General features: G+C 49.4%; 21 protein-coding genes and 1 other RNA gene. 10 read left to right on the top strand and 12 right to left on the bottom strand.

The window, feature by feature from the left end:
- The first annotated feature begins 464 nt into the window (after positions 1-464).
- Both BMZ51_RS13735 and BMZ51_RS13740 read left to right on the top strand, forming a co-directional pair.
- Positions 465-893, top strand: a complete 429-nt coding sequence (locus BMZ51_RS13735) for a GNAT family N-acetyltransferase (RefSeq protein WP_068002300.1) — start codon at positions 465-467, stop codon at positions 891-893.
- A 216-nt stretch (positions 894-1,109) separates the two neighbouring features.
- A complete protein-coding gene (locus BMZ51_RS13740) occupies positions 1,110-3,155 on the top strand; it encodes an alkyl/aryl-sulfatase (RefSeq protein WP_068002303.1) in 2,046 nt (681 codons plus the stop codon).
- 163 nt (positions 3,156-3,318) lie between these two features.
- On the opposite strand, the gene BMZ51_RS13745 is transcribed toward BMZ51_RS13740, so the two are convergent.
- Complete coding sequence (locus BMZ51_RS13745) at positions 3,319-4,797, bottom strand: tetratricopeptide repeat protein (RefSeq protein ID WP_068002306.1); 1,479 nt, start codon at positions 4,795-4,797, stop codon at positions 3,319-3,321.
- Between the two features lie 215 nt (positions 4,798-5,012).
- Here BMZ51_RS13745 and BMZ51_RS13750 point away from each other — a divergent pair, with 215 nt between their 5' ends.
- From BMZ51_RS13750 to BMZ51_RS13760, 3 genes are all read left to right on the top strand, one after another.
- Positions 5,013-6,239: a GNAT family N-acetyltransferase gene (locus BMZ51_RS13750; RefSeq protein ID WP_208979475.1), complete on the top strand. Its 1,227-nt coding sequence runs from the start codon at positions 5,013-5,015 to the stop codon at positions 6,237-6,239.
- A gap of 144 nt (positions 6,240-6,383) precedes the next feature.
- Positions 6,384-7,298, top strand: a complete 915-nt coding sequence (locus BMZ51_RS13755) for a PhzF family phenazine biosynthesis protein (protein ID WP_068002309.1) — start codon at positions 6,384-6,386, stop codon at positions 7,296-7,298.
- Between the two features lie 525 nt (positions 7,299-7,823).
- Positions 7,824-9,380 (top strand): 2-isopropylmalate synthase, encoded by a 1,557-nt coding sequence (locus BMZ51_RS13760; RefSeq protein WP_068002312.1) that lies wholly within the window; start codon positions 7,824-7,826, stop codon positions 9,378-9,380.
- Positions 9,381-9,452: 72 nt separating this feature from the next.
- Here BMZ51_RS13760 and BMZ51_RS13765 read toward each other — a convergent pair whose 3' ends face one another.
- Both BMZ51_RS13765 and miaA read right to left on the bottom strand, forming a co-directional pair.
- Positions 9,453-9,989: a GNAT family N-acetyltransferase gene (locus BMZ51_RS13765; protein WP_208979476.1), complete on the bottom strand. Its 537-nt coding sequence runs from the start codon at positions 9,987-9,989 to the stop codon at positions 9,453-9,455.
- Positions 9,990-10,593: 604 nt separating this feature from the next.
- Complete coding sequence (gene miaA / locus BMZ51_RS13770; protein WP_139201397.1) at positions 10,594-11,592, bottom strand: tRNA (adenosine(37)-N6)-dimethylallyltransferase MiaA; 999 nt, start codon at positions 11,590-11,592, stop codon at positions 10,594-10,596.
- Between miaA and serB the strand changes: the two genes are divergently transcribed.
- Positions 11,570-12,457 (top strand): phosphoserine phosphatase SerB, encoded by an 888-nt coding sequence (gene serB, locus BMZ51_RS13775; RefSeq protein WP_068002319.1) that lies wholly within the window; start codon positions 11,570-11,572, stop codon positions 12,455-12,457. The two genes, miaA and serB, sit on opposite strands and share 23 nt — an antisense overlap.
- Positions 12,458-12,596: 139 nt before the next feature.
- On the opposite strand, the gene BMZ51_RS13780 is transcribed toward serB, so the two are convergent.
- The 5 genes from BMZ51_RS13780 to BMZ51_RS13800 form a co-directional block, all read right to left on the bottom strand.
- A complete protein-coding gene (locus tag BMZ51_RS13780) occupies positions 12,597-14,081 on the bottom strand; it encodes a Do family serine endopeptidase (RefSeq protein WP_068002322.1) in 1,485 nt (494 codons plus the stop codon).
- 165 nt (positions 14,082-14,246) lie between these two features.
- The gene (locus tag BMZ51_RS13785; RefSeq protein WP_068002325.1) at positions 14,247-14,441 is read right to left on the bottom strand and encodes a DUF2065 domain-containing protein; all 195 of its coding nucleotides are present in this window, start codon (positions 14,439-14,441) and stop codon (positions 14,247-14,249) included.
- Positions 14,441-15,328, bottom strand: a complete 888-nt coding sequence (gene hflC / locus BMZ51_RS13790) for a protease modulator HflC (RefSeq protein ID WP_068002326.1) — start codon at positions 15,326-15,328, stop codon at positions 14,441-14,443. The genes BMZ51_RS13785 and hflC overlap by 1 nt, the downstream gene beginning before the upstream one ends.
- A complete protein-coding gene (hflK, locus tag BMZ51_RS13795; protein ID WP_068002329.1) occupies positions 15,328-16,494 on the bottom strand; it encodes an FtsH protease activity modulator HflK in 1,167 nt (388 codons plus the stop codon). Before hflK ends, hflC begins: the two co-directional genes overlap by 1 nt.
- 349 nt (positions 16,495-16,843) lie before the next feature.
- Complete coding sequence (locus BMZ51_RS13800) at positions 16,844-17,308, bottom strand: GNAT family N-acetyltransferase (protein ID WP_068002332.1); 465 nt, start codon at positions 17,306-17,308, stop codon at positions 16,844-16,846.
- Between the two features lie 199 nt (positions 17,309-17,507).
- Here BMZ51_RS13800 and BMZ51_RS13805 point away from each other — a divergent pair, with 199 nt between their 5' ends.
- On the top strand, positions 17,508-18,428 hold the full coding sequence (locus BMZ51_RS13805) for a phytanoyl-CoA dioxygenase family protein (RefSeq protein ID WP_208979477.1): 921 nt from the start codon (positions 17,508-17,510) through the stop codon (positions 18,426-18,428).
- 10 nt (positions 18,429-18,438) lie between these two features.
- Here the strand turns inward: BMZ51_RS13805 and BMZ51_RS13810 are convergent, their stop codons facing one another.
- The 4 genes from BMZ51_RS13810 to BMZ51_RS13825 form a co-directional block, all read right to left on the bottom strand.
- Positions 18,439-18,960: a dihydrofolate reductase gene (locus BMZ51_RS13810; protein ID WP_068002335.1), complete on the bottom strand. Its 522-nt coding sequence runs from the start codon at positions 18,958-18,960 to the stop codon at positions 18,439-18,441.
- A gap of 189 nt (positions 18,961-19,149) precedes the next feature.
- Positions 19,150-19,761, bottom strand: a complete 612-nt coding sequence (locus tag BMZ51_RS13815; RefSeq protein ID WP_068002341.1) for a histidine phosphatase family protein — start codon at positions 19,759-19,761, stop codon at positions 19,150-19,152.
- Positions 19,758-20,582, bottom strand: a complete 825-nt coding sequence (locus BMZ51_RS13820) for a 3-deoxy-manno-octulosonate cytidylyltransferase (protein WP_068002343.1) — start codon at positions 20,580-20,582, stop codon at positions 19,758-19,760. The genes BMZ51_RS13815 and BMZ51_RS13820 overlap by 4 nt, the downstream gene beginning before the upstream one ends.
- Before the next feature lie 29 nt (positions 20,583-20,611).
- Entirely contained in the window at positions 20,612-21,406 is a 795-nt protein-coding gene (locus BMZ51_RS13825; RefSeq protein WP_068002348.1) for a thymidylate synthase, read from the bottom strand.
- A 272-nt stretch (positions 21,407-21,678) separates the two neighbouring features.
- On the opposite strand from BMZ51_RS13825, the gene ssrA reads away from it, so the two are divergent.
- From ssrA to BMZ51_RS13840, 3 genes are all read left to right on the top strand, one after another.
- Positions 21,679-22,035, top strand: a transfer-messenger RNA (tmRNA) gene (gene ssrA / locus BMZ51_RS13830).
- Between the two features lie 128 nt (positions 22,036-22,163).
- Positions 22,164-22,784: an SspB family protein gene (locus BMZ51_RS13835; RefSeq protein WP_068002350.1), complete on the top strand. Its 621-nt coding sequence runs from the start codon at positions 22,164-22,166 to the stop codon at positions 22,782-22,784.
- Positions 22,785-22,841: 57 nt separating this feature from the next.
- Positions 22,842-23,051: a DUF4169 family protein gene (locus tag BMZ51_RS13840; protein ID WP_068002352.1), complete on the top strand. Its 210-nt coding sequence runs from the start codon at positions 22,842-22,844 to the stop codon at positions 23,049-23,051.
- Positions 23,052-23,054: the final 3 nt, after the last annotated feature.

The raw sequence follows: 23,054 nt of genomic DNA on the forward strand, positions 1-23,054 counted from the left end.
CGGCGGGGACGTCTGGTCATTGTGATCTCCTGTCCTTGGCATCATGCCAGTTTCAGAAGCAAAATCCACTTATACAACCTGCCCTAAAAACCGGAACCAGCTCTAACTGCTTCATAATGGAAGCAATGTATTACTGCTCTTTTCCTCATTAAAAACAATTTTTTATGGTTTAATCCAAAGTAGTCAGGACAGCGTAGATAAATCCATGTTGCATTCTGGAGGGATGTGTTATGAGGTCAATCTTCTTCCTACCTTTATCTCTACGTGTGCACGGCTCAGGTCATAGTTAGCACCCTTTGAAGACTCACTTTGTCCTCAACCCGACGTAAAGCACTACAAAAATGGGTCACGACACCCAAAAACTACTAGCTTCAAGAGTTGTCGTGCTGACTTATCATGGTGTGTTTTAAGGTTTAGGGTTCTAAACCCCAAAACGATATACCTGAGAAGCGAAGAACACTGAGATGGAACATTCCCAAAGTTTTTTAATATCAGCTGACAAGTCAAAACTTCAGCGCGATGTGATTTACAAATTTCTCTCAGAAAAAGCTTATTGGCGCAAAGATCTTGAACCCAATATATTTGATAAGGCCATCGACAACTCCATGTGCTTTGGTGTCTATGCGCAAACTGGAGAGCAAGTTGGCTTTGCACGTATCGTAACTGATAAGTCAACTTTTGCGTACTTGTGTGACGTCTTTATTCTTCCTGCCTACCGTGGCAAAGGCCTGGGCAAACAACTCATGAAAGCAATTGAAGCTTACCCAGGCTTGGTTGACCTGCAACACGTGATGCTCTCAACAGAAGACGCACAAGAACTTTACCGACAATTCGGCTTCTCAGAAATCAAAGCCCCGCAAAACTTGATGGAATATCACAAAAAGCATCCCTGATGAGCGCCAGTTAAAACACGTGTTTCTCAGCCAGCCCCTAAAACCGCCTTCCGACGCAACAAGTTATAAGAAATAAAAGGAGTGCGCATGAAACCAGTGACTGCGTACTTAGGTTAGTCATTCAGAAACCAAAAATATTGTTTCAAACAACAACAAGTCATCCCCTTTAACTGCAGAGCTTTAAGGAGAAAGGGAACTCTACTCTGGAGACCGGGAATGACACGAAATCATATCAATAGGACTTTTCCTCGCCACATCCTGGGCACAACCCTTGCTCTAAGTGTCGCTTGGTCGCTCTCAATCACCGCGTCAACTGCGGAGACAATCACAAAACCAGCAACGCCCTACACGGGAGAAAACTACGAGACCGTCATCAAAGAACTTCCATTTGCAGATAAGGAAGACTTTAACGATGCAAAGGCAGGCTTCATCTCCCCGCTTCCTGATGGTGGTATCGTCAAGAACTCAAAGGGCGAAATTGTATATGACCTGTCTAAGTTTGATTTCATCATGCAAGGGTCAATTGCTCCACAAACCGTCAACCCAAGCCTGTGGCGGCAATCCCAGCTTATTCTCTTAAGTGGATTCTTTAAGGTATCTGAGCGGATTTATCAGGTCCGTGCTGCCGACCTTTCCAACATTACCTTCATCGAAGGAGATGAAGGCATCATCATCGTGGACCCGTTGATTTCTGAGGAAACGGCCCGGTATGCGTTAGAGCTTTACTACGCCGAGCGCGGCAAAAAGCCCGTCAAAGCGGTTATTTACACACACAGCCATGTCGACCACTTTGGCGGTGTGCGCGGTGTTGTTGATGAAGAGGACGTCAAGAGCGGCAAAGTTAAGATCTATGCCCCTGAAGGCTTCATGGAACATGCGGTTGCAGAAAATGTGATGGCGGGCAATGCCATGAGCCGGCGTGCCACATACATGTACGGCAATCTCTTACCGCACTCTCCTGAGGGGCAAGTCGGCGCTGGACTTGGGCCAACAACCTCAACAGGCACCATCACCCTCATCCCCCCGACAGATATCATCACAAAAAATGACGAAACCCATAAAATCGATGGACTCACCTTTAACTTCTGGATGGCACAAGACTCCGAAGCGCCCTCCGAGTTCTTCTTCTACATCAAAGAACTCAAGGCCTTGTGCACTGCTGAAGACGCCACCCATACAATGCACAACACATACTCACTACGTGGAGCAAAACTGCGTGACCCATTGGGGTGGTCCAAATACATCAACGAAGCCATCTACAAATACGGCAAGGACATTGAAGTCTTATACGCCCCGCATCACTGGCACTTGTCGGGCAACAAAAAGATCTTAACCCACCTCAGAAACCAGCGGGATCTGTACCGCTATATCAATGACCAACCGTTGCGCCTTGCAAACCACGGTTTCCATATGACCGAAATCGCTGAGCTGCTTGAGTTGCCTGATACGCTAAAAGGCGACTGGGGCACGCGTGGCTATTATGGCTCACTCAACCACAATGTAAAATCCACCTACGTTCGTTATCTGGGGTGGTTCAATGGCAATCCTGCCACCTTGCACGAATACCCAGAGCGCGAAGCTGGCAAAAGATACGTTGAGTTCATGGGTGGCCCCGTCATCCTGCTCCAAAAAGCACAACAGTCTTTTGATCAAGGCGATTATCGATGGGTCGTTGAAGTCCTCAATCACCTCGTCTTCGCGCAGCCCGATAACAAGGACGCAGCTCAGTTACAGGCCGACGCTTTGGAGCAACTCGGGTATCAGGCAGAATCCGGTCCATGGCGTAACTTCTACCTGTCTGGCGCACAAGAACTGCGCGCAGGAGTGAAAGAGCTGCCTGCACCAGACACGGCAAGCCCTGATATCATCCGCTCAATGGACATCGACTTGCTCTTTGACTACGCAGCAATGCGCCTGAACCACACAAAAGCTGGAGACAAACAACTCAAGTTGAACTGGGTCTTCCGTGATACCGACCAGAAATATGCGATGGAACTGCAAAACTCAGCACTCAGCCACATTGAAGGATATCAGCTGGACGATGCAGACATCACAGTCACACTGGACCGAACGACCCTCGACGACATTATGCTGGCAACAGAAACGTTTGATGAGGCGATAAAATCCGGCAAGGTCACTGTTGATGGGGACCCATCCAAACTGACAGCTCTTCTAGCGATGATGGATACTTTCGACTTCTGGTTCAACATTGTCCGCCCTGTCCCACTGGACAAAGCAAATCAAGGTGCGACAAGCAAGTAGCACCCACCTACCCGGATAACCCAGGCGAACTGGCCACAGGTCTGCTCGCTTGGGGGCCACCTCAAACGCACTCCCCAAAACAACCTTGCTTTGCACAAAAAGAGCACACCGGATAGCACGGTCCAAACGACTTTTGGATCATAGGGATGGGAGGAACGCGGCTTTAATTGTGAGGCTGCGTTCTTAACTTCCACTCAAGTTCTCTTAGAGCATTGGCAGCCTCAGCGTATCCTTGGTCAGCAGCCATCATGTAAAAATCACGGGCTTTGGCAAGATTTTGATCCATACATAGCCCGCTCTCGTGGCAATACCCCAACAGATAAAACGCTTCCGGCACACCTTTGGAGGCGGCGACAAAAAACAAACGAGACGCTTCACTGGGGTTAGGTTCCTCATTAAAGCCCTGAAGGTAGACCTTGCCCAAAAGCAGATCTCCCACGGGCTCTCCCCGCTCAGAAGCACTTTGAAAGAGCTGTTTTGCCCGTTCCACATCCTGCCGGACGCCCCGGCCATTCAAATAAAGCAAACCTGCATTGGTGAGAGCAAACGGAAAACGTTCCGACGATGCCATGTAAAACTCCATGGCCAGTTCATAAGACTGAGGTACACCGCGACCATTTTCGTAAAGAACACCCAAATCATTAAGGGCTTCCGCATTGCCTTGTCTGGCTGCTGCTTTGTAGAGGTAAATCGCCTTTTTAAGATCTACCTTGGTCCCGCGTCCCAACAAGTATAACCGTCCCATAGCAAACTGAGACCGAGCTAATCCTCCCCTTGCTGCATTCTCATAGTGGAAGAATGCCAGCTCAAGGTCCTGCTGCACACCAACACCGTCCTCATAAATCGTCCCGAGGTAGTGGTTGCCAAGCAAGTGCCCCGCATCAGCAGCAGTCCTGTAATGCGCAATAGCAGCTGCAAGGTCCGTCCCGCCACCATCACCATGTTCCAAAAGCTCGCCAAGAGGCACATGTGCGTCAACGGAACCCATCGCAATCGCCTGCTTGTAGAGCAACCGGGACCGCTTCGCATCTGGCTCAACACCAATACCATCGCGGTACAAGCCTGCAAGATTTTCAATTCCTTGCAAAAGCCCCGCCTTAGCGGCGCCTTTGACCCAGTAGAAAGCCAGCTTGGGGTTTTGGGTCACACCCAAACCATGAAGGTAAAGCAAACCCAGATTGTTTTGTGCCCACGCATCTCCCCAGTCCGCGGCAATTTGATAAAGCTCGCGAGCTCTCACCAAATCAGGCGGGCCGTGTTTGCCTCGCCGATAAATTTCGCCCAGATTATTGTAGGCAGCTGCAAGCCCCATCTTGCCCGCTTTTTCATAAAGCTCCATGGAAACTGGCAGGTTGCGCGAAATGCCGTGTCCCATTTCATGAGCGACAGCCATACCAAAAACGGCCTGTGCATCGCCAGCAAGAGCTTCAGCAGAAAGCAGATGAATAATCGCGCTTCTTGCCATCTGGTTACGAGTTGAGAGCTGTATCTTACCGGCTCGTAAATGAAGGAGCGTAAGCCCACCAACACCTTTTGTCAGCAGAACTTCCTTTTCACTCCCCGTCGCTTGCCAACCTAAAGCGTATGCGGGCAGCACGTGGACATATGCAAGTAGGCATAGGAGTGAAACCAGAATGCGCATGAGAACCTTCTCAATTGTGATCGTGACGGGTCACAAAGAGCGCTATGCGGTTGGGTCAAACATACTCTACTGACCCAGTAAGCTCTTTTCTGCCAACGAACCTCATGCAACTAGTTAATCGTTAATCTTTTCAGGTTGGATATCCTTCAAATCGTATTGGTCACTTGAAACCAATTTCTCTTTTAGGCATTCTTTTCGGGTTATTTTACCTAGGCATGACTATCCTTAGCCCTGACTTTCTCGGAACCACCAAAAGCAAACAAGCTATGTTCCGTTTTGGAGAGACCCAATTCATGCACGTCCAGATGACGCCAGCTCATACAAGCCAAGCTGTTGCTCTAACGAACATAATGCACGCCGCTAAAGGTCATTGGGATTATGACCCGCAAGACTTGGAAGAGTTTCGGGCACACTGGAAGATCACTCCAAAAATGATTGAGGAACATCCGGTACTAGTTATCTCTCAAGAAGATCGACCAGTTGGATTTGCCCGTATTATAAAAGAGAGCCCTGAAACTGCCCTGCTGGATTGTCTATTCGTGTTGCCGCAAGCACACGGCAAAGGCTATGGAGTCTGGCTACTGCACGGCGCAGAAACAGTTGCCAAACGCCTGCATTGCACCAAACTACGCCTCGAATCCGATGCGAACGCAGCCCCCTTTTATGAAAAGCATGGCTATCACCCAACAGGCAGCCGAGCGAGCGCATTCAAGCGCGCAAAAGCAATCCAGTTGATGGAAAAAGCGCTCACAGCACAGATTCACGAAGTTAGAGAAGTCGACCTCATTTTAAACAGCACCGCCAAGTGGAGTTTCGCTGCACAAAACAGACAGGACATCTCGCAAAACTGGCAAGCGCTGATCGCCAGAACGCCCGCTCTTTGGGATGGCAAAGTACTCTTGGTATCCAGCTACACCTTCAAGCAGGGGAAGTTCTCAGCTGAACTCATGCATATCGACTATTCTGCATTCCTTGCATGGCGTGATTGGGGTTTTCCAGACAAACAATCAACGAACCTGTTCGGCTGCACAGTGATACGCTCGCGTGAAGGCGATCTCATTTTTGGAAAAATGGGTGAGAACACCGCAGCAGCTGGACAGGTCTACCCACCGGGCGGCAATTTGGATCAAAGTGATATCACCCCAAACGGCAAAGTCGATATCATCGCCTCAATTGCCCGCGAGCTTGAAGAAGAAACTGGCCTTAAATTGGAACAAGGTGAATTGGGGCGCCTGCTTGTTATCGAAGACGGCCCCCATGTTGCAATCGCTCAAATTCTGACATTCCCGCTCACAAATAACGCAATCCTTTCAAAAATCGCAGATTTCAACGCAAACCAGCAAGAACCTGAATTAGAAGAGGCAGTTATCATAAATCCGTTGCCGACTTGGAGCGCTATAACGTGCCTTCCTATGCCCGAGCGCTCACAGCACACCTGTTAAATTAGCGCATATATCCAATTGCAGTCTTGTAATTGGCGCTAAAACAATCTTGAGTGGCGCTCACATAAACAAATTTCCTTCGTTTAGCTGGATGGACAACCCTGATCAGCTCAACATCAAACTGAGATAATTGGACTTTTTACGATGGCCAGATCTTATGCCCTGCTAGATGTTTTCACTGATAAGGCGTTGGCAGGTAATCCACTTGCAGTGGTGCTGGATGCAACAGGACTATCAGCTTCACTAATGCAACAGATCGCCTGCGAATTTAATCTATCCGAGACAGTCTTCGTCTTCCCTGCACAAAATCCGGCTCATAACGCAGCAGTTCGAATCTTCACCCCATCCATGGAACTCCCATTTGCAGGTCACCCAACAATCGGCACAGCAGTCCTGCTGGCAGAAAACCGGTTCGGTGCTCCTGATAACGACATGGACGCATTGATCCTGCTGGAAGAGAAAGTCGGCCTCCTGCGCTGTGCCGTTTCACTACAAAGTGGCAAGGCTACAGCCGCTGAGTTTGACGTCCCGAAGCTTCCAAAGCCAGCACATAAGCTTGGAGAAAAGGAAGTAATCGCTGCTGCGCTGTCGCTGGAACCAAACGAAATCAGCTTTGAAAATCACAGGCCTAAAGCTTGGGACGCTGGATTGCCCTTTGCTTTTGTTCCAGTGGCAGACATGGATGCAATCAACCGCATCCAGTTAGTCGAAAAATACTGGGAAGAGGCATTCGGTTCAATTGAACACAACAACACTTTCGCATATTGCCGCCAGACCCACCACGCAAACAGTGCCTTCCATGCCCGCATGGTCTACCTAGAGAACGGCTTAGCAAGAGAAGATCCAGCAACCGGTTCCGCCGTTGCAGCCTTTGCCGGCTCCATTGTAGAGTTCGACCAGCCCCTAGATGGCACACATAAATATGTCATAGAGCAAGGGTTCAAGATGGGCCGTCCCTCTTTCATTTCGCTGGAAATCGAAATGCAGTCTGGCAAAATTCACGTTCACCGTATTGGTGGGCAAGCAGTTATCCTCGCGCGCGGTGAGCTGCTGATTTGATATTTTGATAAAGAGGAGAGCCTTCTCTCTCCTCTCAAACTCAGCCAACCAGACCTTGAATAAAAGATTACTTGAGATTATCTCAGCGTGAGTTTGGTATACTTTTGTTCAATCGCACCCTGTCTTTGAGTAAAATTCTTGCGTTTATTTATCAAATCCGCTAGGAAAATTACATAATTCATTGGAACAAATGTTCCTCGGTAACGTTTCAAGAAGAATTGGCCTGTAATTTCAAAGATGTATCTAACACTTAAGTGGTTAGGCAAGTTTGATTTCAGGCATGCGATGAAAAGGCAACTCACAGATATGATCGCCGATTGCGACAATCTGAATAAGAACAACACCATGCGCCAGCTTGGTGGCCTATTTCTACGCGCGCTCCTTCTACTTAGATGCCCCTAGGCGTCGGCGGCCCCGTATCTGGGCGGACACTTAGGGGATCGATCTAAACATCTAAGAATGAAGAAAATCCCCCGGCTCTAATCAGAAAATCAAGCCAATGGGGTAAAGTTGAAGGCATAACCAATGACCGCATCCGCTAAAGACCAAGTAGTTATTTTCGACACCACACTGCGTGATGGAGAGCAATCTCCGGGTGCTTCCATGACGCTGGAAGAAAAACTGCAAGTCGCAGAATTACTTGACATTATGGGCGTCAATGTCATTGAGGCTGGCTTTCCAATCGCATCCCAAGGGGACTTTGAAGCAGTCAGCGAAATCGCCAAGCGCTCCAAAAATGCAATTATCACAGGCCTTGCCCGCGCAATCCCGGCCGATATCGATCGTGCAGGCGAAGCAATTAAGCATGCGAACCAAGCGCGTATCCATACATTTGTCTCAACCTCGCCAATTCATTTGCAATTCCAGATGAACAAGACCGAGGAAGAGGTTCTTGAAATTATTAGTAAAACTGTGGCACAGGCTCGCAACCTGATTGATGACGTTGAGTGGTCTGCTATGGACGCGACCCGCACCTCCATTGAATACCTGAGCCGAACAGTGGAGGCTGCAATCAACGCGGGCGCAACAACAATCAACCTGCCAGACACTGTTGGTTATGCAACACCAGCTGAATACCAAACGATGTTCGAGCAGGTAATTGCAAACACTCCGAATTCAGATAAGGCAGTTTTCTCCGCACATTGCCACAATGACTTGGGCTTGGCAGCTGCGAACTCTTTGGCCGGTGTCGCTGGCGGCGCACGCCAGATCGAGTGCACCATCAACGGATTGGGCGAACGTGCCGGAAATGCTGCCTTGGAAGAAATCGTCATGGCCTTGCACACTCGCGGCGACGTACTGCCATATGCATGCTCCATTGACCCAAGCTACTTGACCCGCGCATCCAAGCTGGTTTCAGCTGTTTCTTCCTTTCCCGTCCAATACAACAAAGCGATCGTAGGCAAAAATGCATTTGCTCACGAAAGCGGCATCCACCAGGACGGCATGCTCAAACATGCAGAGACCTATGAGATTATGCGTCCAGAAGACGTAGGAGTAAGAGCGACCTCGCTGGTGATGGGCAAACACTCAGGACGCCATGCATTCAAAGACAAATTGGCTGAGCTGGGGTACGAACTCGGTGACAATGCTTTGCAAGAAGCATTCCGCCGATTTAAAGACCTAGCTGATCGCAAGAAGAACGTCTACGACGAAGACATTGAAGCATTGGTGGAAGACCAGATCACAATCGAAAGCGAAAGCGTCAAAGTTATCGCACTGACTGTGATTGCGGGCACTGGCGGTCCTCAAAAAGCCATTCTGACAATGGATGTGAACGGCAAGCACGAAACCCGCGAAGCCACAGGCGACGGCCCGGTTGATGCTACGTTCAACGCCATTAAAGCAATCTGGCCACATGAGGCAACCATGTCTCTTTACCAGGTTCATGCAGTGACTGAAGGCACCGATGCCCAGGCCGAAGTGTCTGTTCGTTTGGAAGACAACGGCAAGATCGCGACAGGTAAAGGTGCTGATACCGATACGCTTGTTGCCTCAGCGCGTGCCTACGTATCTGCACTGAACAAGCTGACAATCCGCAGACAGCGTCAGGTAAATGTTGAAGACGTGATCACTGTCTAATAGCTAATTGAAGTAAGAAAAGGCGCAGCTTCAAAGACTGCGCCTTTTTTATATCTAGCTCAAAGTAAAAGGTTATGCAGGAACCGCGAGCTTCTGGCAGCTTGGGCTCAACACCTGATAAAATTCACAAGGCATCCCCTCAACCTCACGCGTTTCCCTAAACTCAAATCCAGCCCGCTTCATAACCTTCTTGGATGCATGGTTCTCTGGATGAGCAAAAGCAAGCAAATGGGAATAATAGGTTTTCTCAAAAAACCATTCCACCAGTGCCTGAGCAATTTCGCTACCAAGACCTTTATTCCAGAAGTGTTCATGCAGGGTATAGCCCATCTCAACTTCTGCAGTTTCCTCATAAAGAGAGAAGCCAGCATGCCCAACAAACTCACCGCTATGCGTGGAAAGATGCCACTTGCTAAAGCCCAATAACTCCTGAGCTTCAATATACGTTGCTAGCCGCGCTTTCACGGTTGCAACATCCCAGGCCACATTATTGGGGTTGAGATATCGATTCACGCTTGGGTTGTTATGTAGGCCAACGAGATCAGTCAGGTCATCAGAGGTAAATGGGCGTGCCAAAAGCCTTTTCGTTTCCAGAACTGGGAATGTCACGCTTGCTTCCTCCATTAAAATTTATATAAAAGTACGTCATCGGGCTCATTACAAGCCAGCAATGGAACGTCAGCACCGCGCGTAAGTTCTAGAGAAACTCTCTCCAAAAAATGACCTTTTTTAGTGTATGCGCTATGCTTATAATTACCAACAAAACTTAAAGGCGAGTGCTTGATGGCATTTGAATATGACTAAAAAGCGTCAGAACTCCTGCTTCATGCAATCCTTTGAAATTCAGTGGAATTTTCAAAAACAAGTATGCAGAAAACATATATAAGGCAAAATTGCAGTCCCTCGGGAATGCCAACACCCATCACACCGCACCTATGCACAAAATGCAGTGATCTTAGGTAAGCCCGCCTTAGCATAGCTTATAATATTAGATTTAAAAGAGGACTGGTCGGTGAAATTTTCTAACACCGACCAGAACGTCAAGGAGCCTCAGCTCCGCCGCATATTTAAGTAATCATAATAAGGGTTGTGTGGCGGCCTCTGCCAAACGTGGCCTCTCTTTAAATAAACCAAAGAAAATTGTCACTTAGAAATTTACTCGTAAAACTATCTACACTCTACTCAGCGGGGCCAATGACCTCATGGCCAAATACTAGGCCTTCCGCGAAAAGGCATCTTTGACTGAGGCAACGAACAGCTCAACGTCCTGCTCATTCAGCGGATCAAGCTTCGGCCAGCTTGTCAGCTGCCCTTTGAAGAAAGTGGACTGCCGTTTTGCATAGCGCCGCGTCTCGGTCTTTGCTTTCTCAACAGCCCAATCCATAGAAGTGCGGCCCTGCGCTGCATCTGCAAGAAGTTTGACACCAATAGCTTTCATCACCTGCAACTTCGGATCGAGGCCTTTGGCGCATAACGAACAGGCTTCCTCAACAGCGCCCTGTTTCACCATGCCATCAAACCGGCGGCCGATGCGTTCATGCAAAATCTTTCGCTCCGGTAAAAGCACAACGGGCATGGCGGCATCAAAATCGATTAAAGGCGTACTACGTTCAGCTTGCCAGAGCGAAAGGGAAAGACCAGTGCCCTCAACAACCTCCAAAGCCCTCACAATGCGCTGAGTATCAGAAGGTCGCAATCTCTGCGCCATGACCTGATCGCGCGCCTCCAAGGCTTTATGAAGCTCCTCAGAGGGCGCGTCTTGCGAAGCGTCCCTCCAACGCTGTCTCACATCCTCTGGAATCTCTGGTACTAATGAAATCCCTTCCAACGCAGACTGGAAATAAAGCCCTGTCCCGCCAACAACGACCAAAGGACGCCCGTCTTTTTTCGCTTGCGACAGCACAGCACCAAAGTCTTCCAGCCAGGTCATCACGCTATAAGGCTGCTCGCTGTCCACATGACCGAATAGAAAATGAGGGGCTTGCGATTCTTCTTCCGGGCTGGGGCGTGCACTCAATATGTGCAGATCCTTGTAAATTTGCATGGAATCAGCGTTAACAACCCACGCATCCAGCTCTTTTGCCAGCTGAATGGACAGAGCTGTCTTGCCGCTCGCCGTTGGTCCGGCTATCAACACCGCAACAGGCCTTTTTCCAGTGCCATTCACTTGCACAGTTCGAGAGCTGCTTATGTCGTTTGTTGTCACGCTCATTTCCAATCCAGCCAAACCTGCTGTTACTCAAGATCTTGTAGAAAAAATCAGCGCCCTTCTGCCAGCTGCATCCACCGTCAAAGTGCTAAACCCACACATCGCGGTGGATCTTAGCTTTGATGCGCATCCAGCGCTTGGAGAGCTGGAACGCTCTATTCGCACAAGCCTTGCAGATGCACCAATTGACGTTTTCATTCAACCCCAGAATGGACGCAGAAAGAAACTCCTGATCGCCGACATGGATTCAACCATGATCCAACAGGAGTGCATTGACGAGCTTGCCGCTGAGCTCGGACTGAAGCAAAGGATTTCGGCTATCACCGAACGCGCAATGCGCGGTGAAATAGAGTTTGAACCCGCATTGCGCGAGCGCGTTGCCCTCCTCAAAGGCCTGGACACCAAAGTCATTGGCCATACGATTGAAAACCGCATCACATTGACCCCTGGTGGCAAACAACTCGTCCAGACCATGAAGGCCAATGGTGGATATGCCGCACTGGTCTCAGGAGGCTTCACCTCATTCACCCAAAAAATCGCTCAAATCATTGGGTTTGACGAAAACAAAGCCAACACTCTTCTTGAAGCCGATGGTCAACTTTCTGGAGAAGTCGCAGAGCCCATTCTTGGAATGCAAGCCAAACTGGACCGCCTGACTGAACTGACGGAAGAGAAGCAAATCCCACTGGAACAGGTCCTTGCTGTTGGTGACGGGGCAAACGATCTCGCCATGATTTGTGCAGCAGGCCTTGGTGTAGCCTTCCATGCCAAGCCCAAGGTTGCCAGCCAGGCACGTGCGAAAATCAATTACGGCGATCTGACTGCCCTGCTTTATCTGCAAGGCTACAGCTCTGAAGAGTTTGCATAGCACTGTAGCCTGCAAAAAGATGGGTGCGGGTTTCAGGTAAGGCTGCACCTAAAAAGCAAGGCACTATGCGGTCACACAGGTTAAAATACAAAAAGCTGCTCCTGTCCCCAGAAGCGGCTTTTCTTGTCACTGACAGTAACTAGTCTTCGATACGAACAGCCACAAAGCGCAACTCGCCAGAACCGTTTGACAAGAGCAACAAGGCAGAACGGCGATTGTCCGCTTCAAGCCTCTCAACCATGTTGACCACGTCTTTCGGCGTCGCCACCGGTTCCTGAGCGACCTCAACAATCACATCACCGGCACGCACTCGTTTGCCTTCAGCTGAACTGCCCTGCGCAACCCGCGTGATCACGACGCCCTCAATCTCATCGGAAAGAGCAAACCGTTCACGGCGCGCTTCGTCTATTTTCGCTAAGGACAACCCTAGAACAACGGTTTCATCAGCCGTGTTCTTCACTGTCTCTTGCTCATCCTCAACCTTCTCTACTTCAGCAACTTCATCAAGACGGCCAAGAGTAACTTCAATCGGGATCTCTTCACCGCGGCGAAGGACGGTAAGCGGAACAGTGCTTCCAATGGTGGTTGTGGCAACCATACGCGGCAGATCCCGCATTTCCGGCACACCCCGACCATCGAACGTTAGGACAACATCACCTGGCATGATCCCTGCGTTTTTGGCAGGTCCATCATCAGAAACGCCAGCAATCAACGCACCACTGGCACTTTTCATACCAAGGCTTTCCGCAATCTCCTCTGTTACGTGCTGAATGCGAACACCCAGCCAGCCGCGTCTGGTCTCACCAAACTCGCGCAGCTGCGCAATCACCCGTGTTGCAGTTTCTGCCGGAATAGCAAACCCAATCCCGATCGAACCGCCTGAAGGAGAAAAGATCACCGTGTTGATGCCAACAACCTCACCATCCATATTGAACAACGGGCCGCCGGAGTTACCCCGGTTAATCGCAGCATCTGTCTGAATGAAATTGTCATAGGGCCCGGAGTTGATGTCACGGTTACGAGCGGAAACGATGCCAGCTGTGACAGTGCCGCCAAGACCAAACGGATTGCCGATAGCCATCACCCAGTCACCTACACGCAGCACTTCTGAACTACCAAACTTAACCGCCTCTAGCGGAGCGCCCAGCTCTACCTTCAAGACTGCAAGGTCAGTCTTCTCGTCAGAACCAAGGAGCTTTGCGGAGAGCTTACGCCCGTCGTTGAAGTTGACGGTAATCTCATCAGCATCTTCAATGACGTGGTTATTGGTAACAATGATGCCCTTTTCACCATCAATTACGAACCCAGAACCAAGTGATTGAACACGCTGCGGGCTATCACCTTGCGGCTCCTGCCCATTAAAAAATTCTTCGAAAAACTCCTGGAACGGCGAACCTTCCGGGACATCTGGCAACTGAAGAGACCGTTTAGCTACCACTTTTTGCGCAGTAGAAATGTTGACGACAGCATCACCAAGCTCTTCTGCCAGGTCCGCCAAAGACTCCGGGCCACCCGCCTGTGCACCGCTAAAACTGCTGGCAACAGCGGTAAATCCAAGTACGCTCGCAAAAACAATTGCCTTGATAGATCGTCCAAGCTCAAGGCGAGGGAAAACACCGGCCATAAGCCATCTCCTCAGATTATCAGGTGCGCATATACGCTCCACCAGAACTCATTCTGGAAACAAATATGCCCGCGCTTTAGTTAATAAAGCGCGGGCAAAACTAACATTTCTTATTCATCTTCGTCAGGCTGAATTCTCGCAGTTGTATCATTGGAAAATATGCGTCTAGCCTGTTAAGGAACGCACCAACCACACAATCAGCACACCCAGCGCCATCGCAGCAACACCGCCCAAACGAAGAGACTGGTCAGGAATTTCCTGAGCTTTTCGCATGAATTCCTTTAAATGGCCTGGGGCAAGAGCATAAACAACTCCCTCAATAACGAGGACAAGCCCCAAAGCCACTATAAGATCAATCATTACTGTGAGGCACCACTCACAGCAGCACCTGCTTTTCCACTTGGGTCGTTGAAGAAGCGGAAGAAGTCAGAGTCTGGAGAAAGAACCAACGAGGTTTCTCCGTCCTCTAGAGCTTTGGTGTAAGCCTGCATAGAGCGATAGAATTCGAAGAATGACGGATCTTTCCCGTAAGCTCCTGCAAAAATCTGGTTGGCAGCAGCGTCGCCATCACCCCGAATGATATCAGCATCACGCTGAGCTTCCGCAATAAGCACGGTTGCATCGCGATCGGCACGAGACTTGATACGACGGGACTGCTCTTCACCCTGTGCGCGGATCTCAGTCGCTTCACGCTGACGTTCGGTCTGCATGCGGCGGACAATTGCCTGAGAGTTTGCTTCAGGTAGATCAGCACGACGGATCTTCACATCAATCACATCAATACCGATAGCAGCAGCACTCTTATCCACGTCCTGACGGATTTTTTCCATAAGGTCAGAACGCTCATCACGGACAACCTGCACAAAAGTTGCTTTGGCTAGCTCAGAACGCAAAGAAGATTGCAGGAACGTTGCGAGACGACGCGAACCTTCGTTCACATTATTCACTGACTGGTAAAAGCGAACTGGTTCAGCAATGCGATAACGAGCAAACGCATCCACTGTCAGACGTTTTTTATCTGCAACGATTGCTTCCAAAGGAGGCATGTTCAGATCAAGGATACGCTTATCTAAAATGATAACATTCTGCCAAGGTAACTTGAATTTCAACCCCGGCTCAGTTTCTTCTTTCTTCACCTCACCAAACTGCAGAACAAGCGCTTGCTCAGTTGGGGTAAGAATGTAAGCCGACCAGTAAAGAACCAGAGCGACAGCAGCTATGACTATGCCAAGAAGACCGCTTTTCATTAGTTGTTTCCTCCAGCACGTTTGTTCAGCTGGTCAAGCGGCAGATAAGGCACAACACCATTTTGCTGACCATTTCCGTCGATGATAATTTTCGGATTTTTACTCAAGACATTTTCCATGGTCTCAAGGTAGAGGCGCTGGCGAATAACGTCAGGAGACTTCGCGTATTCCTCATAAATTTTGCTGAAACGTTGTGCTTGACCGTTTGCATTCGCAATCGTCTTGTCACGATATGCCTGTGCAGCTTCCGAAACACGCGCTGCACTACCACGAGCTTCAGGAACAATTTTGTTCGCATAAGCTTGTGCTTCGTTCTGAATACGCTCCTGGTCAGCACGAGCTGCCTGAACATCACGGAACGCTTCAATAACCTGTGCAGGCGGATCAACCTTTTGCATCTGAACTTGCGTTACCTCGATACCAGCCTTGTAGTTATCGAGTGTTTCCTGCATCAGCTTTTGAACTGCAAGCTGAATTGGAGCCCGGTTCTCTGTCAGGATCGAATCAATACGAGAGCTGCCAACAACTTCGCGCATCGCACTTTCAGCTACCGCTTTCACAGTACCTTCAGGATTTTGAATATTGAACAGGTATTCCTGAACGCCAGTTGGCGTGTTTTGAATGCGCCACTGCACCTTAAAGTCAACATCAACGATGTTCTCATCGCCGGTCAACATCAGGCTTTCTTCTGGCACATCGCGCTGATTGATAGAGCTGCCACGAACAAACTCTTCCATACCAACAGTCAATTCGCGAACACGCAGAATTTCTGGGGTGCGAACTTCACCAACTGGATATGGCCAGTTGTAGTTCAAGCCTGGTTCAGTTTGGCCAACGACCTTACCAAAAACCAGCTCAACGCCAACTTCACTTGGCTCAACGCGGTAAATACCGGTTGCAAGCCAGATAACAACAGCAACGAGAATAGCGAACAAAATGCCTTTAAAGCCGATGCCACCGCCATCGCCCGGCAGAACTGTTTTCAGGTGATCCTGACCACGCTTGAGAATTTCCTCAAAATCAGGCGGATTACCACCACCGTTACCGCCGCCACGCTGTGGACCACCGCCGCCGCCCCAAGGGCCACCGCCGCCCTTGTTGCCGCCGGAGTTCCCCCAAGGGCCGCCGTTATTGCCGCCACCTCCGCTTTGATTGCTCCAAGGCATAGAGAGATCCCTTTACTAGGTATGCTGCCGGACACTCCGACAAATAGATGAGAGTTAGACTGAGCCAACTATTACTTGATTAGGGTTATAGGCAAGTTACCACCACCTTTCAACGAATGCACATGTACCAATAGGCTGCACTTGCTGAAAAAAGCCAAGAACCCCACAGAAACTGGCTATTGTTGAGGAAGATAAGCTCTATTTCCTGTGTTTCAACTACTGCTGTAACCGCTGGTCACAAATCAGGCTTGCAAGAAATAAAGGCATATGCGTCAAACTTCTTAGGTTTTTGCTCAACAATCCCTTAACCAGCCCCAACCACAGCAATAAACTGTAAACGAAATAAGACTCAGTTTTCTGGTGCTTGCTTCAAACGCATGTCAACATGCGGGATATCATCTTCTGGGTAGACCTCAGAGATCGCATAGAATCCAAGTTGTCCATAAAAGTCCTGCAGATAAGCCTGGGCCTGTAGCTCTAAACGCGCCTCAGAATCAGTGGTAGCGCAATAAGCCATGGCCGCATTCATCAGCTTACGAGCTATCCCTTGCCCGCGCGCATTCTTTGCAACGACAACACGGCCAATTTTGTAAACCTTACCGCCTTCCTCTTTCATGAGAATACGAAGGGCACCCAAGATAGAGCCAACGCCATCTGACAGCAGCACGTGCTTGGCGACCGGATCTAATCCATCGATATCAGGATAAGCGCAATCCTGCTCAACAATAAAAACCTCACAACGAAGCTTTAGCAGGCAATAGAGTTGCTCAGCGCTAAACTCATTAAAATCTCTAAGCTCAAGAACCTGGGACATTAGACCTCAAAAATTCTGCAGCTCGCGACCTCCTCACAAGCCTAGACCCGCCATTAATGTTGGTTTGGAGCTTTGAAATTGCAAGGTAATTAAGAACGAAAATGAGGCTTTAGGCAGATTTCACACGCAAAAACAGAAGGAAAGACCACAAGCTCAGATCCCCTTAACCTTCCGCTAACGAATGAAGGTGGGAATTTGTATGCGTGCTATGAAGCCAAAATATCTTATGAGCAGCTTGCACCGCAGGTTCATGCACCTCTCTTCCAGTCAATCAGAATGGGATCAGGACATTGTACCAGCCTGGTTCCATCACGACCTTTTTGACCTGCACGATCAAAAACGGCAAAAGCAAACCACTTTATTCGAAAATCTACCAGTCTCCTGCGCGCAAGCGCTACAGACCCATGGCATTTGGCTCAAACATAATGTGCTACCCAGGGAGTTTTTCAGGAGGTTAAAGTTTGAGGCATTTGACTATTTCGTCGGACAACGCGACCGCAACAGAAGGCTTCTCTCAAACTGGCATAACTCCCAGAGCTTCACACTGCCCCTGAATTACGCACAACTGCTCCGGCAACCATTTCTGCAATCCGTCATCACTGATGAGCTCATTCCACCAGCTCTTCAGTTTACCGCAGGCCGGAAAGCCAAACCCGCCTATCATCTGGAAGCAATGGCGCAATGTGCCCCTTCTTTCCGTTTGAAGACAAGTGGGAACAACACTCCCCCCTTTAAAATCGAGCATGATGCACTTGCACCAGGTGCAACAGCACTTCTGTTTATGGAAACAATTACGCCAGAAGATGGGGCTTTATTTTACGTTCCAGGTTCACACCGCATGACAGAACAACGCATTTCATGGGAGTATCAACGTTACCTTGATCCTTCAGACACCGAAGATAACAGAGATATTCCGTACACGCGACTGACTGACCTGCAAGAGCTCGACCTTCGCCCTCTCCTGCCCTTAAGAGTACAAGCTAACACTCTGCTTATATGGGATCGCACGGGGTTCCACGGCCGCCTGCCAAGCACCAACAACGCCCAAAATGCGCATACAGCCCATCGGCTGGCACTGAAAGCAGATGTCTCTACAAAGCAATCTGCACGCGGCAACTGATCAACGCCAGTCACACGCGCCGGCGATAAACCTCCAAAGAGGAGTCAGCAGAATCTTTTTCACCGCGAACAAATGGCGTGCGCTCAACCATTTCCCAGTCATTCTCATGGATGTCAGGAAAGTTTGTATCGCCATCAGGCTCCGCATGAATACGAGTGATATAGAGAGTTGATGCCTTCGGCATAGCCTTGTTATAGATTTGCCCGCCGCCAACAATCATGATTTCATCGACACCATCATTTTCGGCAATATCATTTGCAAGCGTCAATGCATCGCCAAGGCTGTTTACCACCTCAACGCCATCATAAGTAAACGTCTGATCACGTGTGACAATGATGTTTGTACGCTTCGGAAGCGGCTTTCCAAGTGTCGCACAAATGCTCTCAAATGTACGACGCCCCATAATCACCGGTTTGCCCACTGTCGTCTTACGAAAGAACTTCAGATCTGTCGAAACCGACCATGGCATGTCATTGTTCGCACCAATCACTCCGTTTTCAGCAACGGCTGAAATGATCGCAATTTCTTTCATCCTATCCTCAGTCAGTAAGAGACATATGACAGCCAAATCCATGAGGCAAAAAGGCGCTCATTAAACCTTTTCAAGACGGTCCTGTTCAATTTTAACTGATCATACCGTCTAAAACATTTGTGCAGCTTGCATTCCCGTTAAGAAACCAGACTCGTATTTCCAGGCACGCCATGAAGCACAAAGGACAGCCTAGGGCCGGACATTCCAACTAAGCATTAACGGCTGCGCACCTTCCTCAGCGTCGAAAACACCATAGGCAGCTGTCTTCAGCTTCAAATCAGCACCTGCACCGCCATCACGAAGAGCTTTCAGTGCAAAACGGGCAATGCCATTACTGGTCACAACAAGAAGAGTTTTGCCGGGGTATTTTTTAGGTGCTGAAGCAAAAAACTCTTGCCACCGACCAATCACAGCGGGAGGGTCAATATGCCAGCCATTAGGTGGGATACCCTCTTCCTCCCACGCTTTCAGCGCATCTGCTCCAATCCGCGCAAGCACTTCATCTTCCGGCTTGTTCTCATCAGGCCCGTAGTCAACTTCGACAAGGAACGGCAAAACCTTCAGATCAACCTCTTCGGCCTGCGTCTTCAACGCAATTTGAGCGGTTTGTTTCGTTCTTTGTAATGGCGAGCAAAACGCCATATCAAACTTGACACCCAGCTCCGCAAAATGCTCTGAAAGCGCCTCTGCCTGACCCAAGCCTGATACACTCAATGGCAAGTCAGTACGCCCACCAACACGTGTCACCACATCACCTTTATCAAAGGTGTTGCCATGGCGGAGAATATAAATGCGCGTCATAGGCCTGTCTCCAGATGGTCAAATGGGTCACCAAACTTTGCGATCAACTGAGCGGCAAGCTCAGCATCACCTGGCGTATCCACACCAGACATCGACAACTTTGGCGGCGCCACTTCTTCCGCATGCACGACCATGCCGTTTTCTAAAAAACGGAGTTGCTCTAAACCTTCAAGCTGCTCGTAATAACCAAGGCCGCTTTCGGTAAACTTCTCAAGCGCTTCCACTCGGTATCCATAAAGACCGATATGACGGAACACTGGCGATAAAGCATCGGTTTCGCGCAGTTTATCTTCCTTACGAATTGCAGGAAGAATATTCTTGGAAAACCAAAGAGCCGTTCCATCGCTTCGGCGAACGCAAGTCGTACCCGAGTAAGGATGTTTCTTTTTATGTTCGCGAAGAGTGTCCAAACCGTCCCAGTCCAAACGAATAACCGGCGTAAACACATCGGCCTCAGGCCGATCCTCTGCTGCCTTGATCAACGCAGCAACATGTTCAGGTGGCGTAAACGGCGCATCCCCTTGCAGATTGAGAACAAACTCAGGGTGCGACCCATGCGCTTTTGAAGCAGCAAGAGCCCTGTCGGTCCCGGAAGGATGCTCAGGGTAGGTCATTACGAACGGAGCGCCAATGTGACGGCAATGCTCAGCAACTTCTTCATGATCAACCGCAACAACATAATCAGAACCGGTTTGCTTTGCAGCAACACGGGCAACCTGCACAACGCGCTCAAGCAAACTGCGCCCGCTAATTGGATGCAATGGTTTACGCGGAAATCGGGTAGAACCGATGCGCGCAGGTACGCAGATAAGAGCCCGCATGGAAATTCCTTTAACAATTAGGAGAAGGACTAGACCGCAACCATTCCTTTGATGTGAGGGTGCGGGTCATAACCTTCCAACGTGAAGTCTTCAAAACGGAACGCGAATATATCTTTAACGTCTGGATTGATGAGCATTGTAGGCAACGCACGTAGCTCTCGAGAGAGCTGCAGCTCAGCCTGCTCCATATGATTGGAGTACAAATGTGCATCACCAAGCGTATGAACAAAGTCACCCGGCTCCAGATCACAAACCTGCGCAATCATTATCGTAAGCAAAGCGTAAGAGGCGATGTTGAAGGGCACACCCAGGAAAACATCAGCAGAGCGTTGATAAAGCTGACAGGACAACTTGCCGTTCGCGACATAGAACTGGAACATAGAGTGGCAAGGCGGCAAAGCCATTTCATCAACAAGCGCTGGATTCCATGCGCTCACAATCAGGCGACGGCTGTCTGGGTTCGTTTTAATCTGCTGAACAACATTTGCAATCTGATCGACAGAGCCCCCGTCTGGCTTGGGCCAGGAGCGCCACTGGTATCCGTAGACGGGGCCAAGGTTACCGTCTTCATCGGCCCATTCATCCCAGATCCGAACACCGTTCTCCTTGAGATACTTGATATTGGTATCACCAGCCAAAAACCAGAGCAGCTCATGAATGATCGACTTCAAATGCAACTTCTTGGTCGTGACAACTGGAAAACCCGCTCCAAGATCAAACCGCATTTGATGCCCAAACACAGATTTAGTGCCTGTACCAGTACGGTCTTCCTTGACCACACCGTCATCCATGATACGGCGCATCAGCTCCAGATATTGCTGCACGAAGGACCATCTCCTGTATTACGATTCGTATGCGCTCAGTATAGGCAATCCTAGAGAAATCTCCCATCCGTTGCCATCTCCCGAAGCTAATACCCCAACCTTCCTGCAATAAAAAGGTCTCACTAATTCATTAGATGCGCAATGCACTGCACAAATGCCCAAAAAACAAAGAGATAGAATTTCTCAAGAGCCCCACTTGTACAAAATGCGTTGTGAATATGCCGTTTTGTCAACAGGTTCTCTTAGCTTTACATTGAATACCAATAGTTTTTGCCCTTCCATTTATGAAAGCCTGCACCTATATTCCCCTCTGCCAGCTTGCTGGCTACGGCAATAAATTGTGAGCGCAATAAACCATTCGGACCCGGGGGCGGTACCCGGCGCCTCCACCAAAGCCCGTTGTACTCCAGCGGTCTTCGGGGGGGCGAAATAGGATCGACGAGGGCGTAAAGGCTTTACTTTTGCTCGGCATGGTACCACCGATATCGGACCACAATGATAGTTGCAAATGACAACTACGCTATGGACAACGCTGTAGCTGCGTAATGCAGTTCCGGTAGTCCGCTAAGTCCTGTTGGGTAGCACCTTCGGGCGGGGTTCGGGGGCACCTGGCAACAGAAGCCTCCACTTTAGTATTTAAAGGGCGCTTTCCTTATTCTACGCCGATTTAGGGTATAGAAATAAATAGCAGGCCTTTTTGGTGCCTCTACGCTATAGTTAGGCCGAATAAAAACGCAAAGGATGAGCGGTGCCGAGCATGGCTGAAGATTTGATCCGCTATGACATCATCATTCAGGACGCGCTGAGAAACGCAGTTCGAAAGATATTGGTTGAGGTCAACCGGGCAGGACTTCCCGGTGAGCACCATTTTTATATTGCCTTTGAAACTACGGCTCCTGGCGTCAAGATTTCAAACCGCTTGAAAGAGCGTTATCCGAAAGAAATGACGATCGTGCTGCAACACCAGTTTTGGGATTTGCAGATCACTGAGCACGCTTTCGAGGTTGGGCTTTCTTTTGGTGGTGTGCCTGAACATCTTTATGTTCCGTTCTCCGCGATCAAAGGCTTCTTTGACCCATCTGTCCAGTTTGCTCTTGAGTTTGAGCCGGGCAAGACAGGCGAAGAACTGCCTGCTGAATTTAGAATCGCAGAGCGTGATCTTGATGCCGTGGAGGAGTTCCAATCTCGTTTGGAAACCACTGAGGCCGCTGAAGATGCACAGCCAGCTCCCGCGACTGACCAAACACCTGACAAACCCTCTGTTTCAGAATTAGAGGAAAAGCAGGACCCCGCGACGGAGCAGGACAAAAGCAAACCAAAAGACGAATCAGGCAGTGCTGAAGTCGTTTCTCTGGATGCTTTCCGCAAAAAGAGCTGATCCTACAGATCAAGATAAGAGCGGTCGGCTCGTCAACCTCATGTTTTAGGTGATTGAATGAGCGCGACCGTTGTTAACCTTCGCCAGGCCCGCAAACAAAAGGCCCGAGAAACAAAAGCACAGTCAGGTGCAGAAAATCGCCGAAAGTTCGGGCGGACCAAAACGGAAAAATCTCAGGAAGAAGCAGAGACTGCTCTCCAGACAATCCGTTTTGAAGGCCACAAACTAACTTCGGCCTCTCCTTCCCAAAAATCCGATAAAGAGTGAGGC

It is taken from the genome of Pseudovibrio axinellae (assembly GCF_900110875.1).
GTDB lineage: Bacteria > Pseudomonadota > Alphaproteobacteria > Rhizobiales > Stappiaceae > Pseudovibrio > Pseudovibrio axinellae.

Coding starts and splice junctions, on each gene's coding strand:
- BMZ51_RS13760 (WP_068002312.1), top strand. CDS start 7,824: ATGACCGCATCCGCTAAAGACCAAGTAGTTATTTTCGACACCACACTG.
- BMZ51_RS13785 (WP_068002325.1), bottom strand. CDS start 14,441: ATGATTGATCTTATAGTGGCTTTGGGGCTTGTCCTCGTTATTGAGGGA.
- hflC (WP_068002326.1), bottom strand. CDS start 15,328: ATGAAAAGCGGTCTTCTTGGCATAGTCATAGCTGCTGTCGCTCTGGTT.
- BMZ51_RS13815 (WP_068002341.1), bottom strand. CDS start 19,761: ATGACGCGCATTTATATTCTCCGCCATGGCAACACCTTTGATAAAGGT.
- BMZ51_RS13820 (WP_068002343.1), bottom strand. CDS start 20,582: ATGCGGGCTCTTATCTGCGTACCTGCGCGCATCGGTTCTACCCGATTT.
- BMZ51_RS13835 (WP_068002350.1), top strand. CDS start 22,164: ATGGCTGAAGATTTGATCCGCTATGACATCATCATTCAGGACGCGCTG.
- BMZ51_RS13740 (WP_068002303.1), top strand. CDS start 1,110: ATGACACGAAATCATATCAATAGGACTTTTCCTCGCCACATCCTGGGC.
- BMZ51_RS13805 (WP_208979477.1), top strand. CDS start 17,508: ATGCGTGCTATGAAGCCAAAATATCTTATGAGCAGCTTGCACCGCAGG.
- BMZ51_RS13800 (WP_068002332.1), bottom strand. CDS start 17,308: ATGTCCCAGGTTCTTGAGCTTAGAGATTTTAATGAGTTTAGCGCTGAG.
- BMZ51_RS13750 (WP_208979475.1), top strand. CDS start 5,013: ATGACTATCCTTAGCCCTGACTTTCTCGGAACCACCAAAAGCAAACAA.
- BMZ51_RS13810 (WP_068002335.1), bottom strand. CDS start 18,960: ATGAAAGAAATTGCGATCATTTCAGCCGTTGCTGAAAACGGAGTGATT.
- BMZ51_RS13840 (WP_068002352.1), top strand. CDS start 22,842: ATGAGCGCGACCGTTGTTAACCTTCGCCAGGCCCGCAAACAAAAGGCC.
- serB (WP_068002319.1), top strand. CDS start 11,570: ATGTCGTTTGTTGTCACGCTCATTTCCAATCCAGCCAAACCTGCTGTT.
- BMZ51_RS13780 (WP_068002322.1), bottom strand. CDS start 14,081: ATGGCCGGTGTTTTCCCTCGCCTTGAGCTTGGACGATCTATCAAGGCA.
- BMZ51_RS13755 (WP_068002309.1), top strand. CDS start 6,384: ATGGCCAGATCTTATGCCCTGCTAGATGTTTTCACTGATAAGGCGTTG.
- miaA (WP_139201397.1), bottom strand. CDS start 11,592: ATGAGCGTGACAACAAACGACATAAGCAGCTCTCGAACTGTGCAAGTG.
- BMZ51_RS13745 (WP_068002306.1), bottom strand. CDS start 4,797: ATGCGCATTCTGGTTTCACTCCTATGCCTACTTGCATATGTCCACGTG.
- hflK (WP_068002329.1), bottom strand. CDS start 16,494: ATGCCTTGGAGCAATCAAAGCGGAGGTGGCGGCAATAACGGCGGCCCT.
- BMZ51_RS13735 (WP_068002300.1), top strand. CDS start 465: ATGGAACATTCCCAAAGTTTTTTAATATCAGCTGACAAGTCAAAACTT.